The following is a 17,951-nucleotide window of genomic DNA, read 5'->3' as shown; positions in this document are numbered from 1 at the left end:
CTGCGCACTCGGTCGCGGGCAAGCGCGCTCCTACGGTGGCTGTCAGGTAGCAAGCATGTCGGTCTTGACTACGTCGACGCCCCTTTCAGAGCGAGGCGGGGCTTGCAGGCTGCGGATAATCGATTCAGTCCCGATCAACGCGCCGAGGTCCACATGACAACCACTGCTGTCGAGCAGGTCGATCCTGCCACCCTGAGAAAAGTCATCGTCGCCGCGGCCATTGGCAACTTCGTCGAATGGTTCGATTTCGCCGTGTACGGCTTTCTGGCCACCACCATTGCCTTGCTGTTCTTCCCCAGCGGCGACCCCAGCGTGGCACTGCTCAAGACCTTCGCCGTGTTCGCCGTGGCCTTTGCCTTCCGGCCCCTGGGCGGCATCTTCTTCGGCATGCTGGGCGACCGTATCGGGCGCAAGCGCACCCTGGCCATGACCATCCTGCTGATGGCCGCCGCCACCACCCTGATCGGCCTGCTGCCGACCTACGCCAGCATCGGCGTAATGGCGCCGGTGTTGCTGACCCTGATTCGCTGCGCCCAGGGCTTCTCGGCCGGTGGCGAATACGCCGGGGCCTGTGCCTATGTCATGGAGCATGCGCCCAATGACCGGCGTGCCTGGTATGGCAGCTTTCTGCCGGTGTCGACCTTCTCGGCATTTGCCACCGCTGCGGTCTTTGCCTACGTACTGGAAGCCTCGCTGTCGGCCGAAGTCATGGCCAGCTGGGGCTGGCGCCTGCCGTTCCTGATTGCCGCCCCCATGGGCCTGATCGGCCTGTACCTGCGCTGGCAGCTGGAAGAAACCCCGGCTTTCCAGGCGGTCAGCGACGAGCACGCCGTGGCCCATTCGCCGTTGAAGGAAACCCTGACCCGGCAAGCCCGGCCCATGCTGTGCCTGGGCGCCTTCGTCTCGCTGACGGCGCTGTCGTTCTATATGTTCACCACCTATTTCGCCACTTACCTGCAAGTGGCCGGTGGCCTGAGCCGCGCCACCGCCTTGCTGGTGGCGCTGATCGCCTTGCTGTTCGCCGCCGCCATTTGCCCGCTGGCCGGGGCATTTTCCGACAAGGTCGGGCGACGCAAGACCATTGTCACCACCTGCGCACTGTTGATCGTGGCGGTGCTGCCGTCATTCCTGATGGCCAGCTCCGGCTCGTTCGCCGCTTCCGTGGCCGGTGTGATGCTGCTGGCGGTGGGCGCAGTGCTCAGCGGCGTGGTCACCGCCGCGCTGCTGTCGGAAGTCTTCCCGACCCGCACCCGCTACACCGCCTCGGCCATCACCTACAACATGGCCTACACCCTGTTCGGCGGCACCGCGCCGCTGGTGGCCACCTGGCTGATCGCGACCACCGGCAGCAACCTGGCCCCGGCCTTCTATCTGGTGGCCGTTGCGCTGCTGGCCTTGATCGGCGGGCTGGCGCTGCCGGAAACCTCGCGGATCTCCTTGCATGACGTGCCGTCGATGGACAAGCCCGGGGTGGCGCGCTCCATCGCGTGAAACAGTCGACAGACCGCAGCGGCAGGCCATCAAGGACGATGCCCCCTGTCGCAGAACCGGCAATAAAACATGGCGCTTCAATAGCAAAAAATGGCACATTGGCGCGCCTCTTGAGCGAATGACACATTTTGTAATCATCCCTTCAAGGGCCTCTGCCACTTGATTCTATGGAAGATTCTTCATGTCGCTCAGCGCCCAATCCGCCCCTGCGGCGGCTTCGACGACCCCCCAATCCAACCCGCTGGTCATGCGCATCATTGGTGCGGTGGCCCTGGCGCACCTGATCAATGACCTGATCCAGGCGATCCTGCCGTCGATCTACCCCATGCTCAAGGCCAGCTATGACCTGAGCTTTGCCCAGATCGGCATGATCACCCTGACATTCCAGATAACCGCCTCGCTGTTGCAACCCTGGGTGGGCTATTACACCGACCGCCATCCCAACCCGCTGGTGTTGCCGATGGGGTCGGTGTGCACCCTGGTGGGCATCGTATTGATGTCGCAGGCCAACAGCTTCGAAATGATCCTGCTGGCTGCGGCCCTGATCGGCATCGGCTCCTCGACCTTCCACCCCGAAGCCTCGCGCATTGCCCGGCTGGCCTCGGGCGGGCGATTCGGCCTGGCGCAGTCGACCTTTCAGGTCGGCGGCAACACCGGCACCGCTATCGGCCCGTTGCTGGCGGCGGCGATCATCATTCCGTTCGGCCAGGGCAACGTGATCTTCATCGGCGTGATTGCCTTGCTGGCGCTGGGCCTGCTGTGGGCCATCAGCCGCTGGTACAAGGCGCACCTGACCCTGTTCAAGCTCAAGTCCGGCCAGGCCGCGACCCATGGGCTGACGCGCCGGCAGGTCATCTTCTCGCTGATCATCCTGGCGCTGCTGATCTTCTCCAAGTTCTGGTACATGACCAGCCTGACCAGCTACTACACCTTCTACCTGATCGAGAAATTCCAGTTGTCGGTGGCCAGTTCGCAGTTGCACCTGTTCCTGTTCCTGGGCGCGGTGGCGGCGGGCACCTTCTTCGGCGGCCCGATCGGCGACCGCATCGGGCGCAAGGCGGTGATCTGGTTCTCGATCCTGGGCGCGGCGCCATTCACCCTGGCGCTGCCGTATGCCGACCTGTTCTGGACCAGCGTGCTGAGCGTGATCATCGGCTTCATCCTGGCCTCGGCGTTCTCGGCCATCGTGGTCTACGCCCAGGAACTGGTGCCGGGCAACGTCGGCATGATCGCCGGGATCTTCTTCGGCCTGATGTTCGGCCTGAGCGGCATCGGCGCCGGAACCCTGGGCCTGCTGGCCGACAGCCATGGCATCAATTACGTCTACCACCTGTGCTCGTTCCTGCCGCTGCTGGGCATCCTCACGGTGCTGCTGCCACGCATGAAGAAATAAGCCGGGCGGCGTACGTCAGCGGGCTGGAGCGTCCAGCGGGCGGCGGGCGGTGTCGTCCAGCGCCGGCCAGGCATCGGCCACCAGAAACAGCCGCTCGGCCTCGTGCCAGTCACCGTCGGCCTGCTGCTCCAGGCGCACCAGTAACTGCGCCGGGGCCAGCGGGTCGAGCTGTTCCAGCCAGGCTTGCATCTGCCCGGCACTCCACACCTGTTGATAACGCGCCGGTGCCAGCCAGGCCTGGCGTGGCAAGGGCTGCCAATGGCCCGGCAGGCTCTGGGCAATGAAGGCCGGCCAGTCACGCTGATGCAGCCAGCGGCCCTTGAGGTGGTGCGGATGAGCCCCCAGCGGCGGCTGGGCCTGACCCGGCCACGGGTACAGCAGGTAACCGCCCAGCCACAGCTGGGCACTGAATTCATCGATCCCCAGTTCACCCAGGCTGGCCCGGCCTTGCGGGCGTGCCGACATCGGCAACTGATGCCCGCTCAGGTGCGCCAGTTTGCGGTCCAGCCGGTCATTGGAGCCAGGCCCCAGCCAGGTGGCCGGGTCATGGCCGTCACCGTCCTGCGGACCCAGGTACAGTTTGATCGCCAGCTCTACATGGTGCACCCCGTCACGATCACGCAACACAAGGTCCAGCTCGCCCAGTGTCAGGCCATCGGCCCGGATCGGCAGGTTGGCGGCAATGATCGCCACCCCCGGTGCCTGCCCGGCCGCAAACTGCCAGAGCCGTTCGTAATAGCGTCCCAGCCGCTGGGTGGTCGCCTGCGCCAGCCACTGTTCGAGCGGCGCCGGTGCCCGGTCCAGTGCCAGCAGAAAATCCGCCAGGGCCTGCGGGGCCTGCACCCAGTCACTGCCGCTCAAGGGATGGCGCTGTGGCCACGGCGTCTGCGCCAACATCGGCGGCGCGATGATCACCCAGGCCAGGTCACGCACCTGAGGGTGGCGCAGCTGGCGGGGCAGGTCGATAAGGGTCGGAAATAGAGTCATGCGCGCAGGATAGCCGAGAGCAGGGAGAGCGTGCGCAGCGGGGTGGATGGCACCCAGGTCAAGCCCTGTTCAGTAGTGTGTAATTATTTATTACCTTGGCAAAAATCAACTGACAGATCATTAGCCGACAGCGCGATCAGACGCCTTCTGAACGGCAAATCCTGTGACGCAGCGCGCGCTGGAGAAAGCCACGTGGGTCGCCAAGAACGCCACCCAATACAACTTCTTGGGTGATCACTCTGCGAAGCAGCGTGATGAAGTGCGTGAAAAATACCGACAGGAAGGCACAGCACAACAAGCCAGGGAACTGATCGGTCTTGAAGGTGCAGACCATCGCAGTGACAACCTGCTGGAAGCCTATCAACGCAATCCCGCGTTGCTGACCAAAGACGACATGGCAGAGCTGAGCGCTTATCTGCAGGTTTATGTTCACGAACAAACCTTGGCAGGCGGCGAGCAGGCAGCCCAGATCAATCTCAATCAATTGCTCAATGGCAGTCGGGTTCCTGTCTATGGATACCCCTATGCAGGCCTTGGTGAGGATAAATCGGCTTGGGTCGATGCTGAGCTGGGCTCGGTAGGCCGATATCTGGGGCGGGATAAAAGCACCAATGAGAAGACCTACGACAGTGCCAAAGGTCTGCTGCTCATTGATGCAAATCAGCGGGCGGCTGCGGAAGTGGGCAATCCCGCGCTTTACTTCCTGGCCGGTCCGCTGGGTGGCGCAATCCGTGCAGCTGCAGCGACCAATGGTGCACTGCAATTTGCTCAAGGTGGCAAGCAAGCGGTTGAAGGTGATAGCTGGAATGCCGCTGGAAATATGGTGATGGGGGCATTGGGAATGGCCACGGTGGGCATTCCCCAGACGGTTACGAACGTAGGCAAGGGTTCGCCGGCCACGGCAGGTAGCAAAGCACCAAGCTCTGCACTATTCTCGCCAGATGCTGAAGCGGGTATGCCGTATTCGCATCCGGTTAAGGCTGTGAGTGGTCCAAAAGCACCAGTCAGTTCTCCGTTAAAACTCGGCGAAACCAGGGTAATCAACGATGTCAGTATGACTCGTGTAGGAAGGTGGATGTCCGCTGATGAGCTGGCGCAGATGCAAAATACAAATAGAGTGGTGCAGGGCGGTGGAGGACAAACCTTTATTTCGACTAATGGCATCGCCGACTTTAAAGGGGCTGCACCCAAAGACTCTGTATATGTTGAGTTTGATGTTCCAGCTAACAGCTTGCTGCAAGGCGGGAAAGATGGCTGGTTTAAAATGATTGGCCCTGATGCAGGTAAGTCTCAGCAGTTCTTACTTAATAAGCAGGGCGGCGAATATCTTCCGGCGATCAAAGGTATTGAAGTTCTAGATAAGAAGTGAGAGACCATTATGGATGGAACTTGGTTTAATGAACGCGTAAAACCACTTTTGAAGGGGTTTGCTTTAGAGTACTCATCATTTGCTGATGGAGATTTTGGTGACCTTGAAAGGATAGAGTTGGAAGGTTTTAATAAGCTAGGAACTGTAGAGTTTTGGTCTAAAGGTTGGGTGGGTATTGATATATATGACTGTGCTCTTGATGGTCAGGTTATGAATGTATTGCTTTCTCCAGAAGAGAAAGAATCTGTCTCTCAGGCATTTGAGAAATTTATAAAAATATTGACCCAAGATAGTTGATGGTCCAAAAGGCGCAAGTGCTGATGCAGCAGCAGGCCAAGCGGCGCCGGGTGCAGCCAATTTTATGGGCGAATCCGATCAATTTTTTAAAAATGTATCTAAAAGATCTGATATAGATTCGAACGGTTATTTTGACGTTATCGCTCATGGGAGTACACAAAAAATTGAAGTTGTTACTCCCGGTGGAACTATTATGGCGGATCAGCGTGTAGTCTCTCGACTTATCGAAAACAACCCTGCTTATAGTGGGCAGCCAATTCGTTTGTTATCTTGTGATACTGGAGCTTGTGATGCCGGGTTTGCTCAGAGTCTTGCGAATAAAATGGGTGTTTCGGTGAAGGCTCCAACTAACTTGGTATGGGCCTACGGCGATGGAAGAATGGTAGTCGCTCCGAGATCTCCTTCGAATCCAAATTTTCCGGACTTATCGAATCAAGGTGAGTTCAAGATTTTTAATCCAGGTAAACCATAGTGGCTATTTCATTAGCTGTGTGCGAGCTATGTGGCGGTAGCTTGGTAAATTTTGAGGAAAATAGCGCTCAAGGGGTAAGGTGCTCCGTTTGTGGCTGGTCGTTAGTTACTACAAATATGTCTGGTATTAAGATTGATGAAGAGGTATATGAGGTATTTTGTGCTGGTGATTATAAAAATAAAACACATATAATGGCTGTGTCCGAGGTGTTTGGGTCTAATTTTTTAGAGTCTAGAAAATTACTTCAGCAGGGCCTGTTTAGGATTTTTTCTGGACAGGCTGTAGACGTATTAAGAGTTCGAAAAATTCTTGCTGGAGTTGGAGTTGAGTACATGATTAAACCCGATTTTTTCTGGGTTTGATGGCATAGGTGCAAAAGCTACTGGTGGCGCTGGTCCAAAAGAGGTATCCACGAAGAATCCGAACTCAGCTAGCGCAATTACAGATGCTGAGGCCGGCACTACCGGATTGCCCAAGATTGGCTCGTTGAAGGGTGAGCCAGAACTGCCACCAAAGAATGCAAGTCCAGATATGGTTCGCTCAATTGAGCGCCAAAATGAGGCTGCAAAGAGTCTTGCTAGAGGTGGTTATGATGTTGAGCAGCTAGCTAATACTGGTAAGAAAGGAGCCAATCCAGATTTACGAATTAATGGAGAGCTGGCTGATGTTGCATCTCCGAGAACTGGCAGTGTCGGCTCCGTGTTGATGACAGTTAATGATAAGGTCAAAAAGCAAGCCAGCAGTGTAGTGATCAACTTGGCTGACTCTCCTCTAACTATCAATCAAGTGGGAAATGCCTTGAGCCTTAAGCCAGTTGAAGGTCTGAAGAAGCTATACATCATGAAGAATGGGGAGTTCAAGGTGATTGAGGTCGCGAAATGAAAATTACTATGAGCCTTGAAATAGAGTCTGGCATTTCCATGAGTGAAATTTCTTGGGTGCTATCTGAGCTCGGGGCTGAGCTCTGTGTCGATAGCAACGGCGTGTCAGGAAATTTTAATATTTCTAACACTTACTTTGTATTTCGTGAGTGCGATGGTTTTGATGAGGTTGTGACTGAAGGGGTGAGTGTAGGTTGGGCTGTGGGCGTCAGGGGTGCATTTCATTGTCCGGTTGATTCTCTTGCTGAAAGCTCTGATGATATTAAACGCTTCCTGAGTGTTTTATCTGAGGAGAAAAGTTGTAGATTTATTCTTTCTTTTCAGTATGAAAGTGCCTATGCGATTCGGGATGAAGGTGGGCTGCATTTCTTAAAGGAGATGGTGAGCTAACGGTCCAAAAGCGACAGGCCAGATTGTACCTGACGTAATTAGTCCTACTTATCGAGAGCTTCAGGGATTAAACAAAGGATTCCAGGCGCATCACACCTTGCCTCAATATTTGGGGGAGGATGTTGGGTTGTACGAAAAATGACATGCTGGATCACCCAGCGACTCTAATTACCCAGTACTCTCATACGGGAAAGGTGAATCCTGATGCTATGCATAAAGCTATCAGTAAGTATTTGCCTCCCATGGTAGGTGGTAAGCCGGCTACGTATACTTCTGGGAAAATAAGCTCGGGATTGCAGAAAGCCTATGGCGATATAGGGCGGCCCGAATTGTTTGGTTCAATCAAGCACTTGATTAAATAGGTATGCAAGCATGACTGATAAACAGATGTATGAATTGGGCATTAATGATCTTGCTTGTTTTGGTGTTTGGTACTTTCCTATGGATGAGTCTGCAGAAGATGAGCTAACAGTCCGCCCTCTAATTGATAAGGAAATTTGTGCTGACGCTCAAGTAATTGTTCGCGCTGGTTTTGTTGGGGGGGTGGTTCTAGTTACTTAGGCTATCTGTACTGGGATGGCGGTGGGGAAGTTGAGGACTTAAAGCCTGTCATTCTTCTTGAAGATGGCTCCTTTGTTACATTCTGGAATGGGATGGTTGAGCCGTCTTGGGCAGACTACTCTGCAAGAGCTCAAGAGCTCAAGAGCTCAAGAGCTCAAGAGCTCAAGAGCTAAGGAGTGGACTTCCTTTTTCATATGTTTCAGAATGTCTTCTTGAACTGCCTGAAATTTCAGGAAGGCTTGAGAAACTATATTATTTAGATGAGGATCACCTTTCCTGGGTAAGTTGATGGTGCAAAAGGGGGCGGGTTAAGTTTTTCCGGGTTTGAATGCAAAAGCCTTGATAAGGTAGGTTAAAGAATTTAACTCTTATCAGTCAGAATGTTGGAAGTTGCGGGCTCGGAGCGGGGGTGATTAGGCGTGGATTATGCGAGAATAATTAATCTGATTAAAGAGTCAGATGTCGTTGAGTTTGCTGATTATGGTGACGGCATTGTTGATGAGTGGATTTATAAAGCTGAAACTCGTCTTGGGTTGAAATTGCCTGACAGCTATAAATGGTGGCTGAAGTGTTATTCTGGCGGAGAAATATCTGGGGAGGAGATTTATAGTGTTTACGAAATGGATTTTGATCGTGTAAGGAGTGGTGATATCGTTTATATGTCAATCGTTAATGGTCGAAATGGGTTGTGTGGGAAGGAGAGGCTGTTTATCTGTGAGCCGCCGGGTGCAGGGGAGTCATTTTATTTTGCCACGGACGATGGTCTTAATGATGGGGAGTATCCTGTTTATAGGCTTGATCTTTTTAATCAGGCTTCTAGTTTTTATGCGAAAAGCTTTATCGATTTCTTAGAAAAAAGAATAATTTCTTTCAGTTGAGTAATGATTGTGCGTTCAAGAATGGTTGAGAAAGGCTAGGTAAGGAATGCATTTGACGTTGGCAGGGTGAGTGACTTCGATGTTGCGCTGGCAAGTCCTGAACGTCTGCAACGCGCTCAATTTTTAGAATAGGTTTGAGAAGTGGCGGAGCTCGTACAGGGCCGTTGAGTTCAAGAGACTTGCAAGTCCTTGGCCTGAAAGATTTTTCGAGTAAGATAAGCGCCCAAGCAGGGCGCAAAGTTAATTTTATGATCCATGACTCTGCGGCAACAGTCGCAAGTCGTGCTCCGAGTGCGGTGTTATCGAAATGACGATTGTGTATGATCTCTATGGTGCGAAAAAATCATGTCTTCTGTCGGCGAGAAGTGATGTGGAAAGCCTGCTGGGAGAGACCTTTGAGGAAAGGGATAGCACTTATCAAGGTGGTGTTTACTACAGGTGGGGCAGAAGTGATTCAGAGAATTTTGTTTTAAAATTGAATATTGATTTTTTTGACGGCGGTCCAGTAGAGCCAAACTACGCGAGATTATAAAATCTTGCTCTATGTAAGCGCTACACATCGTTCATCTGACCTAGAAAAAGTGATTGGCCAAGGTGGTGCCTTTAAGTTGCTGAGGCATGAGGTTTTTTAAAGAGCACCAAGGGGAGTTGGTGCAAAAGGTAAATTTCGAATAAAGTCCGAACGGAAGTTTTACTCAGTCGAAAGTAAATTATGCATATGGCATGGCTGCTCAAGGTAAAAAGTGGAACTGCGCAGCCCTGTGGGTGCAAGAGTATAGGGTAAAACTTCAGACCTTTGGGTTGACGGCATTGACTATGATGTGTATACGCCTAAGGCTGGTAATGCAGGCAGAATAATTTCTGTGATAGCGAAGAAAAATACGCAGACTAAAGGGGGGCTGGATTTCTCCCAAAGCCTTGTCAGTCGAGAGCAACTGGGGGGACGTCCTGGGTGGAGTTAACGGCTGATAGGTTGCTCGGTATCATGACTGATAGTAGCGTTGATCTTGATGAAGGTGTGTTCATTGGATGCGCTCAAAATCAATTTTGCAGATTGCCAAAATACTTTAAAAGTAATGGATATTGCCAATCAGTTTTTAGGGAAGGCGAGTGATTGACATGAATCGTGTTTCCAGAAAAATTAACGTATTCGCAATAATAGTTGCAGCCTGTAGCTGGGGAGGATTTCTTGACCGTGCGTATGCAGAAACCTGTCCGTCTGAGGATTTTCCGAAATTTCTTACGGTGTTTTCTGCCACACCTGAAATGCAGCAACGCTTTACGGCGATGAGGGTGCAGGCTTTGGTTTTGAAGCCAGCAGGACGGACCGATAGGCTCGAACCTCAAACGGCTGATGTAGCGAATGCATCGTTGGCCTACCCACTGATGGATCCCATCACCTCGGGCAAGACTGACGGTGTACAGATTGAAGCGGTAGACGATCATCATGTCAGGGTTATTGATAAACGCGCTGGTAATAGCCAGATCAAAGTCTTCAATTTTTCTCGTCAAACATGCTGGGTGCTCGCAGGAATGGAAGATTGGTCGATACGCGAGAAAGATCTCTCAGCAGCCGTCCAGCCAACATTGAACCGTCGTGAGCATTTTTGCTTCCAGCGCGGTAGAGCATACGCTGGCTTGGGCGGTGCAGGGCAGTATCCATTGAGCGCTGAATTCTTTGAGGCCGCATTGGAAAACTACGTGTGTGCAGCGGCGTCGGGAGATCCTCAGGCAAGTTTGAACGCTGCGAGTCTGAGCCTTTCCGGGATGGCACCACAGCTGGAAACGGAAAAGGTCGAGGCGCTTTTCAAGGCGGCCTCCACTACGCTCGCAGAGGGCGCGGCAGGGTTGTCGGGTTTCTACTGTTATGGCAACAACGTTGCAGCCGATGGCCCGTGTCAGCACCCCGAGCAGGCCGAAAATGAGCTTGTTCGTGCAGTGTCCATGGGATCTTCCGATGCGACTAATTATTTGGGCTACGCCCTGGAAACAGGTGAGCTAAAAACAATGGACTTAGACAGAGCAATAGCGTGTTACCGTCTGGCTGCCCGCCTAGGTAATCAAACGGCCGCCGACAATCTAAAACGCCTGAGCAAGGAAGCTGCGAGCGTTTCAACCACTGACCATTGCTATTAATTGGCGGGATGTAGTCATGACAGAACCCCTTGATCCAGCGACTAAGTACACCGGCGACGACGGTGTTTGCAAAATGGCAGAAACGTACGGCCTGTCTCAAAAAAACGTTAGGCGTCTGATGTGAAAATAAATGTTAGCGTTATTTTGGTTTTAGCTTCGCTTTATTGTCTGCCAGCGCATGCTGAGTGCATCACTAGCGCTACGAGCCAAGAAGTTGACGCGTGTGCAAAGGCAGAAAAGAATACTGCCGATGCCCGCCTAAACGACAGTTATAAAAAATTAATAGCCAGGGCTCAACGTCAGTATCGGTCAGATGCTGGACTGGGTGATGAATTCAAAGCGAAGCTAAAAGATTCTCAGCGCGCATGGCTAAGGTGGCGTGATACCCATTGCACACTTGAAGCCTTTGAAATAGAGGTTGGGCAGGCTGCTTACCTGACAACGATTAATAACTGTGTGGCGGGGATGAGCCTGGAGCGTGCGGCTTATTTGGATAACGTATTGCCCGATAGTTAAGGTGCGTTCTGGATTGAACGTATCCCTGCCTTCACCCGCACACCCTGGCTGAACGCACCCTCCAGAGTGAGTTCGGTGAGGTTTAGGGAACGCTTACTTGTGGAGTGACGTGTCCTGCAAAATCACAGGGCTCACGGTTACGCCAGCGCCCCCGTTCTCAGCGCGAAGGCCGTCTGCTCGCTGGCGGGGTTGCCCGAGGTCGATGAACCTTACTGCCATGTTGTTTTTGAAACGGTGCAGGTAGAAGGTGCAAGCACGTGTGGCGATTACTTTTTGATGATCATTGAAACGCCAATTGATTGCGTCGATGAAGCACCGTCTGAATACTGCCAATACGAAGTCGATGATTCCGTCAGGCCAGACAGGGGCGGCGAGTAGCGTGCATTCTTCAACCTGAAAATCGATAGTCGAGAAGCCGGTTCTCGTCATATTTTCAAGCTTGCACACGACCTTGGGGCAATCATTGTCAGCGAAGCAGTAAAAAAGCGTTTTGAAGCAGCGGGTGTAACAGGGGCTGTTTTTGCTTCGTTTGATGATGGCCGTGTCACCGTCACCTGAATTATCTCCACGGCACGCTGTCTGATCAGCATTCACATGATGTTGGTTTTCAGGCGCTGGGTGCCTTGAAGGTATTGCGGCTCTGAAGGCTTGGTCAGGGGCAGGCGATGAGTGTTATTCAGGATCAGGATTTTGGTGAGCTGCATTTCGATGGTATTTGGCAGGGTGTATGTGAGGTGGTCTTTCTTGGGCGTCGTCTTGAAGTAGAGCTGGTTATCCAGACCTTTGACGACGCGCCCATCTCGCAAACGCAGCGGCTTGCGTATCGCGAGTTTGTTGCAAACAAAGCGTCGATTTGTGCACAGGTAGAAGAGGCTATTCTCAAGCATTACCTGGACCATCTCTGCGCCTACCGAGCCTGTTTTGATGCTCATGAGGTTGATGCCAGGGCGCCCAGCGTGCGTGAGGTAGAGGGCATGCGTGACCTGGTGTGCTTGAGGTGTATTAAAGTCATGTATGCCTTTGATGAGGGTGTACGCCAGGTGGGGTTTATTGGCGATGCGACGTTTGATCCTGAGCTTGGCCTGGGTGTCCTGGTCACCAACGGCTTTGTAGAGGCTGTGGATACACAAGACTTTTTGCTCGGTTGATGGCACCCCAAAGATCATTGGGAAGGTGATCAGGCTCGGTCGGAATCAATGGGCTAACGCCCACAAGGAAACGCTTGTGACCCGCAAAGCAATCATTTCAAGCCACCTCCACGCCATGCCCTGGATCAAAAAGGCCACTGTCTTTCTGCTCGTGCTCGATCACGCGCTGGACAACCTCAAGTCATCCGTCGCCACCCATGAAACCTGCAAGCAGGCCATCAACCTTTGCTGGCAATGGTTGTCTGACCGAACGGTGACAGGCGCCGCGCTGGCCCATTACCTTGATTGCGATGAGTTGCAAAATGGCCCGTTGGCAGAGCGCAACTTTGCCGCCGGCAGCATCGAGCAAGACAGCCTGATTCTCGTGCTGTTGGTCACCGGGTTCTTCGCGCATCAGGCGTACAAGGTTTCAGGGCAACACGCCATGATGTCCGCTGCTGTGGGCGAGGCCGGTGAGGGCGCTGTGCCGGACATTGTCGAGTTCATCGATAAGGTGGGGTTGTTGAGTGTGTTGGGAGAGGGTGATTGAGCGCTGAGATTTTACGCCTGCTGCGCAGCCGGTCGCGGTGGTCCGGCATACCGGCAAGCGCGCTCCTGCAACTGTCACCGCGCGGGTCGATAATCAAGGCCGCGTTTGCCGCATACCGGGCGTTTCGCCATAATCCTTGCCTTGACACTGTTTTGCAGACCTAGCAGGAGCCTCATGGAGCATTTTCGTAATATCGGCATCATCGGTCGCCTGGGCAGTGCCCAGGTGCTGGAGACGGTGCGCCGACTCAAGAGATTCCTCCTGGACCGGCATCTGCATGTGATCCTTGAAGACACCATTGCCGAAGTCTTGCCCGGCCACGGCCTGCAGACTTCGTCGCGCAAGATGCTTGGCGAGGTCTGTGATCTCGTGATCGTGGTCGGCGGCGACGGCAGCCTGTTGGGCGCGGCGCGGGCGCTGGCCAGGCACAATGTGCCGGTGCTGGGCATCAACCGCGGGCACCTGGGCTTTCTGACCGACATCCGCCCCGACGAACTGGAGGTCAAGGTCGCCGAGGTGCTGGACGGCCACTACCTGGTCGAGAACCGCTTCCTGCTGCAGGCCGAGGTGCGCCGGCACGGCGAAGCCATCGGCCAGGGCGATGCGCTCAACGATGTGGTGCTGCACCCGGGCAAGTCGACGCGCATGATCGAGTTCGAGATCTGGATCGACGGCCAGTTCGTCTGCAGCCAGAAGGCCGACGGCCTGATCGTCGCCACTCCCACCGGCTCGACCGCCTACGCGCTGTCGGCTGGCGGGCCGATCATGCACCCCAAGCTCGACGCCATCGTGATCGTGCCGATGTACCCGCACACGCTGTCGGGACGGCCTATCGTGGTGGACGGCAACAGTGAATTGAAGATCGTGGTGGCCAAGGACATGACCATCTACCCGCAAGTGTCCTGCGACGGCCAGAACCATTTCACCTGTGCGCCGGGCGACACCGTCACGGTCAGCAAGAAGTCGCAGAAGCTGCGCCTGATCCATCCGCTGGATCACAACTATTACGAAGTGTGCCGTACCAAACTCGGTTGGGGCAGTCGCCTCGGTGGGAGAGGAGACGACTGATGCTCGATCCCGCGCGTAGCTACGATCTGATCGGGGACGTGCACGGGTGTGCCCAGACCCTGGAGCGACTGCTGGAGCAACTCGGTTATCGCTGTGAGGCGGGCGTGTGGCGTCATCCCCGGCGCATGGCGCTGTTTCTGGGCGATATCATCGACCGCGGCCCCCGCATCCGCGAGTCGCTGCACATCGTGCGCGACATGGTCCAGGCCGGCCAGGCGCTGTGCATCATGGGCAACCATGAATTCAACGCGCTGGGCTGGGTGACGCCAGCCTTGCCACAGAGCGGCCAGCACTACGTACGCGAGCACACACCCCGGCATGAAAAGCTGATCGGCGAGACACTGGCGCAGTTCGAGCAGTACCCGCACGAGTGGCGCGAGTTCATCGACTGGTTCTACGAGTTGCCGCTGTTCATCGATGCCGGGCGCTTCCGTGCCGTGCATGCCTGCTGGGACCCGAACCTGATCGAGCCGCTGCGCGGCCTGCATGGCTGCGGGCGCATCGACCGGCATTTCATCCAGGCCTCGGCGATTCCCGGCAGTTTTGCCAGCAATGTCTTTAACCGCCTGCTGCGCGGCACCGACATGCGCCTGCCGCACGGCCTGACCCTGACCGGCGGCGACGGCCTGACCCGCGAGTTCTTCCGCACCAAGTTCTGGGAAGACGACCCGCAGACCTATGGCGACATCGTGTTCCAGCCTGACGCGCTGCCTGAAGGAGTGGCCAAGACGCCGCTGTCGACCTCGGACAAGAACGCCTTGCTGCGCTACGGCATCGACGAGCCGCTGTTGTTCGTCGGCCATTACTGGCGCAGCGGCATTCCGGCGCCGATCCGGCCCAACCTGGCCTGCCTGGATTACAGCGCCGTGCTGTACGGCAAGCTGGTGGCCTACCGGCTGGACCAGGAAACGCAGATCGACCCGGACAAATTCGTCTGGGTCGATGTCCAACGCCCCGAGGCCAGCCGGTAAACGCTGTTTGCCCATTCACTCAGCCATTGGCTGTCACAAGGATTGACCATGGATGACTCGACGCTGGATCAACTGGAAGCCGCGCTGCTGGCATCCCCCGGCAACGTCGCGCTGATCGGCCTGCTGCTCAAGGCGTGCCTGGAGCGTGGCGACACGGCCCGCGGGTTGAAGCTGCTGCCCGACGACCTCGATCAGCCCGGCCACGAACCCCTCAAACCGGTGGCGGCGCAGCTGTACCTGACGGCCGGCAACGCGCAGAAGGCCCTGGACCTGGCCACCGGCGACGCGCCGCCGATGCAACTGCTGCGCGCCCGCGCCCTGGCCGAGCTGGGGCGGCAGCGCGAAGCGCTGGTGGAGTACCGGGCGGCCATCAATGCCAACCCGGCGCTGGAAGACATGGCGCTGTGGCGACGGCTTAACGTCTCGGTCACCGACATCAACAGCGGAGAAGGCCGCCCGCGCTTGCGGGTGATCTCCAACGATGACACCGACCAGACCGAAGTGCGCCGCCTGCTGGTGCCGGAAAACGAGCGCGTCACCTTTGCCGACATCGGCGGCCTGGACGAGCTGAAAAAGACCATCCACAAGAAGATCATCCTGCCGTACCAGAAGCCCGGCCTGTTCGAGCGCTTTCGCAAGCGTGTCGGCGGCGGCGTGCTGCTGTACGGGCCGCCCGGCTGCGGCAAGACCATGCTGGCGCGGGCCACGGCCGGCGAGTGCAAGGCCACTTTCTTCAACGTGGCGATCTCCGACGTGCTGGACATGTACATCGGCGAGTCCGAGCGCAAGCTGCATGCCTTGTTCGAACAGGCCCGGGCCCAGGCGCCGGCGGTGATGTTCTTCGATGAAGTCGAGGCGCTGGGCGGCAAACGCTCCAATACCCGCGACTCGACCTCGTCCAAGCTGGTCAGCCAGTTCCTCTCGGAAATGGACGGCTTTACCAACGACAACAAGGGCGTGCTGATCCTGGCGGCAACCAACGTGCCGTGGTCGGTTGACTCGGCCTTCCGCCGGCCGGGGCGCTTCGATCGCACCTTGTTCGTGCCGCCACCGGACCGTGTGGCGCGCGAGACCATGCTGCAACTGATGGTCAAGGGCCGGCCGCTGGCCGCCGACATCGACTTTGCCTTTCTGGCCAAGAACACCTCGGGGTTCTCTGGCGCCGACCTGGGCGAACTGGTGGAAACCGCCGCCGACGAAGCCATCGAAGAGTCGATCGGGCAGGGCAGCGAACAGCCGATCAGCGACCGGCACTTCAAGCAGGCGCTCAAGGAAGTGCGGGCCACCACCCTGGAATGGCTGACCACGGCGCGCAATTACGCGCGCTATGCCAACGAAGGCAATCAATACGATGAAGTGCTGGCCTTTCTCGACAAACATGGCAAGGGGCGTTGATGGCCACTGACAGCGTGTACCGCATCGAAGACGAACCGCGCCCCGGGGCGCTGGCCAGGTTTGCCGTGTCACCGTTCTGGCCATTGCTGGGCCTGATGATGGGCGGGCTGTGGCTGGGCCTGCCGTGGTTTGTACTCAACTCCATTGCCGTGGGCTGCCCCAACCGGGTCAAGGAGTGGATCTGGGCGGGCGTCGGCCTGGTCGGCAGCGTGATCATCGCCGTGGCGCTGCTGTGGCTGCTCAACACCGGTTACCTGAACAGCCAGATCCAGCTGCAATACGCCATTCTGATCATGGTGGTGTGGAAGCTGTCGATCGGCTATGTGCTGTTCACCCAGCAAAGCGCCACCATCGAGCTGTATCAGTACTACGGCGGCCAGCTCAATCGCTTTGCGCCGCTGGTGGCGCTGGGCGGGGCGTTCCTGCTGCGCGGGGCGGTGCTCAAGCTGGTGCCTTCGGACCTCTGGTTTCTGGTGATGAGCTGATGAACAACGATTATTTGCTGGAAGTCGCCTATCAGCGGCTGAGCACCGGGCATGTCGACGGGGCCATCGACAGCCTGCGCCAGTTGCTGGCCAATGACCCGGAATCGGCTGAGGCGCATGCCTTGCTGGCGGTGTGCCTGCTGAACATGCGCCGCCTGCACGCCGCCCGTCATGAGTCGCGCCTGGCGCTGGCCCATGACCCGGGCCTGGCGCTGGCGCATTACGCCGCCGGGCAGATCGACGTTGCCTCGCGCCAGTTCAAGAGCGCTGAGCAGCACCTGTTGCAGTTGCTCGACCTGGAGCCCATGCAGCCGCGCGGTTACCGCAGCCTGGCCGACCTGTACCAGTTGACCGGGCGGTTGAGCGAGAGCCTGCCGTTGCTGGAAAAGGCCCTGGAGTTGCAGCCCGATGACGCGGCCAACCTGACCGCCATGGCCGATTATCACCGCGCCTGCGGCGACTATGGCAAGGCGCAGTTGTATGCCCGCCAGGCGTTGCAGGCCGATCCTGCGCACATTGGCGCCATCGTGGTGCTGGGGCATCTGCTGCTGCGTGAAGGCAATGTGCAGGGTGCCCGCGAGCACGCTGCCTGGGCCCTGCAGGAAGACCCCAACAGCGTGGCGGCGCTGGGCCTGCTGACCGAGGTCAAGGCGCGCAGCAATGTGTTCATGGGCGGCTGGTGGCGTTTCAACCGCTGGCTGATCGAGCGCGGCAGCACCCGCGCCATCGTCCTGCTGCTGGTCATGTTCGTCTGCTACCGGGTCACCGTGCTGACCGTCAGCAGCCAGGGCTACCCGCAGGTGGCGCAGATGATCGACTGGCTGTGGCTGGGCTTTGCCATCTACACCTTCGCCGCCCCGCAGATCTTCCGCCGCACGATGGACAAGGAACTGGCGCAGGTGAAACTGTCCCGGGATTTCTGAACCGCCGAGCCCTTGTAGGAGCGCGCTCTGCCCGCGACCGGCTGCGTTAGCAGTCGTAAAT

The 17,951-nt window shown here is 56.5% G+C and carries 21 protein-coding genes; 19 read left to right on the top strand and 2 right to left on the bottom strand.

Annotated features, from left to right (window positions below; all coding sequences use genetic code 11):
- Positions 1 to 153: 153 nt before the first annotated feature.
- Positions 154 to 1,491 (top strand): MFS transporter, encoded by a 1,338-nt coding sequence (locus ASF84_RS19275; RefSeq protein ID WP_056840445.1) that lies wholly within the window; start codon positions 154 to 156, stop codon positions 1,489 to 1,491.
- Between the two features lie 181 nt (positions 1,492 to 1,672).
- On the top strand, positions 1,673 to 2,884 hold the full coding sequence (locus ASF84_RS19270) for an MFS transporter (protein WP_056840444.1): 1,212 nt from the start codon (positions 1,673 to 1,675) through the stop codon (positions 2,882 to 2,884).
- 15 nt (positions 2,885 to 2,899) lie between these two features.
- Here ASF84_RS19270 and ASF84_RS19265 read toward each other — a convergent pair whose 3' ends face one another.
- Positions 2,900 to 3,871, bottom strand: coding sequence for a DUF1853 family protein (locus ASF84_RS19265; RefSeq protein WP_056840443.1), 972 nt, complete (start codon positions 3,869 to 3,871; stop codon positions 2,900 to 2,902).
- Between the two features lie 163 nt (positions 3,872 to 4,034).
- Between ASF84_RS19265 and ASF84_RS29235 the strand changes: the two genes are divergently transcribed.
- The 10 genes from ASF84_RS29235 (at position 4,035) to ASF84_RS28630 (ending at position 11,371) form a co-directional block, all read left to right on the top strand.
- Positions 4,035 to 5,240 (top strand): TreTu family toxin, encoded by a 1,206-nt coding sequence (locus ASF84_RS29235; protein WP_156684303.1) that lies wholly within the window; start codon positions 4,035 to 4,037, stop codon positions 5,238 to 5,240.
- A 9-nt stretch (positions 5,241 to 5,249) separates the two neighbouring features.
- Positions 5,250 to 5,537 (top strand): hypothetical protein, encoded by a 288-nt coding sequence (locus ASF84_RS28650; protein ID WP_082481719.1) that lies wholly within the window; start codon positions 5,250 to 5,252, stop codon positions 5,535 to 5,537.
- 64 nt (positions 5,538 to 5,601) lie between these two features.
- A complete protein-coding gene (locus tag ASF84_RS29230; RefSeq protein WP_152035067.1) occupies positions 5,602 to 6,009 on the top strand; it encodes a hypothetical protein in 408 nt (135 codons plus the stop codon).
- Positions 6,009 to 6,371 carry a hypothetical protein gene (locus ASF84_RS29225; protein WP_141562196.1) on the top strand — a complete coding sequence of 121 codons (363 nt, stop codon included), beginning with the start codon at positions 6,009 to 6,011 and terminating at the stop codon, positions 6,369 to 6,371. Before ASF84_RS29230 ends, ASF84_RS29225 begins: the two co-directional genes overlap by 1 nt.
- Positions 6,372 to 6,477: 106 nt before the next feature.
- Positions 6,478 to 6,891 (top strand): hypothetical protein, encoded by a 414-nt coding sequence (locus ASF84_RS29220; protein ID WP_152035066.1) that lies wholly within the window; start codon positions 6,478 to 6,480, stop codon positions 6,889 to 6,891.
- The gene (locus tag ASF84_RS19250) at positions 6,888 to 7,280 is read left to right on the top strand and encodes a hypothetical protein (protein WP_056840440.1); all 393 of its coding nucleotides are present in this window, start codon (positions 6,888 to 6,890) and stop codon (positions 7,278 to 7,280) included. Before ASF84_RS29220 ends, ASF84_RS19250 begins: the two co-directional genes overlap by 4 nt.
- 372 nt (positions 7,281 to 7,652) lie before the next feature.
- Positions 7,653 to 7,841, top strand: a complete 189-nt coding sequence (locus tag ASF84_RS29795) for a hypothetical protein (protein WP_236709456.1) — start codon at positions 7,653 to 7,655, stop codon at positions 7,839 to 7,841.
- 419 nt (positions 7,842 to 8,260) lie between these two features.
- On the top strand, positions 8,261 to 8,719 hold the full coding sequence (locus ASF84_RS28640) for an SMI1/KNR4 family protein (RefSeq protein ID WP_082481717.1): 459 nt from the start codon (positions 8,261 to 8,263) through the stop codon (positions 8,717 to 8,719).
- A 1,119-nt stretch (positions 8,720 to 9,838) separates the two neighbouring features.
- Positions 9,839 to 10,855: a tetratricopeptide repeat protein gene (locus ASF84_RS19245; RefSeq protein WP_056840439.1), complete on the top strand. Its 1,017-nt coding sequence runs from the start codon at positions 9,839 to 9,841 to the stop codon at positions 10,853 to 10,855.
- Positions 10,856 to 10,975: 120 nt separating this feature from the next.
- The gene (locus ASF84_RS28630) at positions 10,976 to 11,371 is read left to right on the top strand and encodes a lysozyme inhibitor LprI family protein (protein ID WP_082481715.1); all 396 of its coding nucleotides are present in this window, start codon (positions 10,976 to 10,978) and stop codon (positions 11,369 to 11,371) included.
- Positions 11,372 to 11,464: 93 nt separating this feature from the next.
- Here ASF84_RS28630 and ASF84_RS19240 read toward each other — a convergent pair whose 3' ends face one another.
- A complete protein-coding gene (locus tag ASF84_RS19240) occupies positions 11,465 to 11,965 on the bottom strand; it encodes a hypothetical protein (protein WP_156684302.1) in 501 nt (166 codons plus the stop codon).
- A 71-nt stretch (positions 11,966 to 12,036) separates the two neighbouring features.
- Here ASF84_RS19240 and ASF84_RS29215 point away from each other — a divergent pair, with 71 nt between their 5' ends.
- From ASF84_RS29215 to ASF84_RS19205, 7 genes are all read left to right on the top strand, one after another.
- Complete coding sequence (locus tag ASF84_RS29215; RefSeq protein ID WP_156684300.1) at positions 12,037 to 12,519, top strand: DUF6985 domain-containing protein; 483 nt, start codon at positions 12,037 to 12,039, stop codon at positions 12,517 to 12,519.
- Between the two features lie 25 nt (positions 12,520 to 12,544).
- Entirely contained in the window at positions 12,545 to 13,048 is a 504-nt protein-coding gene (locus ASF84_RS19230) for an Imm6 family immunity protein (RefSeq protein ID WP_156684298.1), read from the top strand.
- 174 nt (positions 13,049 to 13,222) lie between these two features.
- The gene (locus ASF84_RS19225) at positions 13,223 to 14,116 is read left to right on the top strand and encodes an NAD(+) kinase (RefSeq protein ID WP_056840435.1); all 894 of its coding nucleotides are present in this window, start codon (positions 13,223 to 13,225) and stop codon (positions 14,114 to 14,116) included.
- On the top strand, positions 14,116 to 15,087 hold the full coding sequence (locus tag ASF84_RS19220; RefSeq protein WP_056840434.1) for a metallophosphoesterase: 972 nt from the start codon (positions 14,116 to 14,118) through the stop codon (positions 15,085 to 15,087). Before ASF84_RS19225 ends, ASF84_RS19220 begins: the two co-directional genes overlap by 1 nt.
- A 48-nt stretch (positions 15,088 to 15,135) precedes the next feature.
- Positions 15,136 to 16,482: an AAA family ATPase gene (locus ASF84_RS19215; RefSeq protein ID WP_056840433.1), complete on the top strand. Its 1,347-nt coding sequence runs from the start codon at positions 15,136 to 15,138 to the stop codon at positions 16,480 to 16,482.
- Positions 16,482 to 16,967, top strand: a complete 486-nt coding sequence (locus ASF84_RS19210; RefSeq protein ID WP_056840432.1) for a hypothetical protein — start codon at positions 16,482 to 16,484, stop codon at positions 16,965 to 16,967. Before ASF84_RS19215 ends, ASF84_RS19210 begins: the two co-directional genes overlap by 1 nt.
- Positions 16,967 to 17,890 (top strand): tetratricopeptide repeat protein, encoded by a 924-nt coding sequence (locus ASF84_RS19205; protein ID WP_056840431.1) that lies wholly within the window; start codon positions 16,967 to 16,969, stop codon positions 17,888 to 17,890. Before ASF84_RS19210 ends, ASF84_RS19205 begins: the two co-directional genes overlap by 1 nt.
- Positions 17,891 to 17,951: the final 61 nt, after the last annotated feature.

This window comes from Pseudomonas sp. Leaf127, assembly GCF_001423155.1.
Lineage (GTDB): Bacteria > Pseudomonadota > Gammaproteobacteria > Pseudomonadales > Pseudomonadaceae > Aquipseudomonas > Aquipseudomonas ovata.
This window is presented reverse-complemented; position numbering and strand designations above follow the sequence as displayed.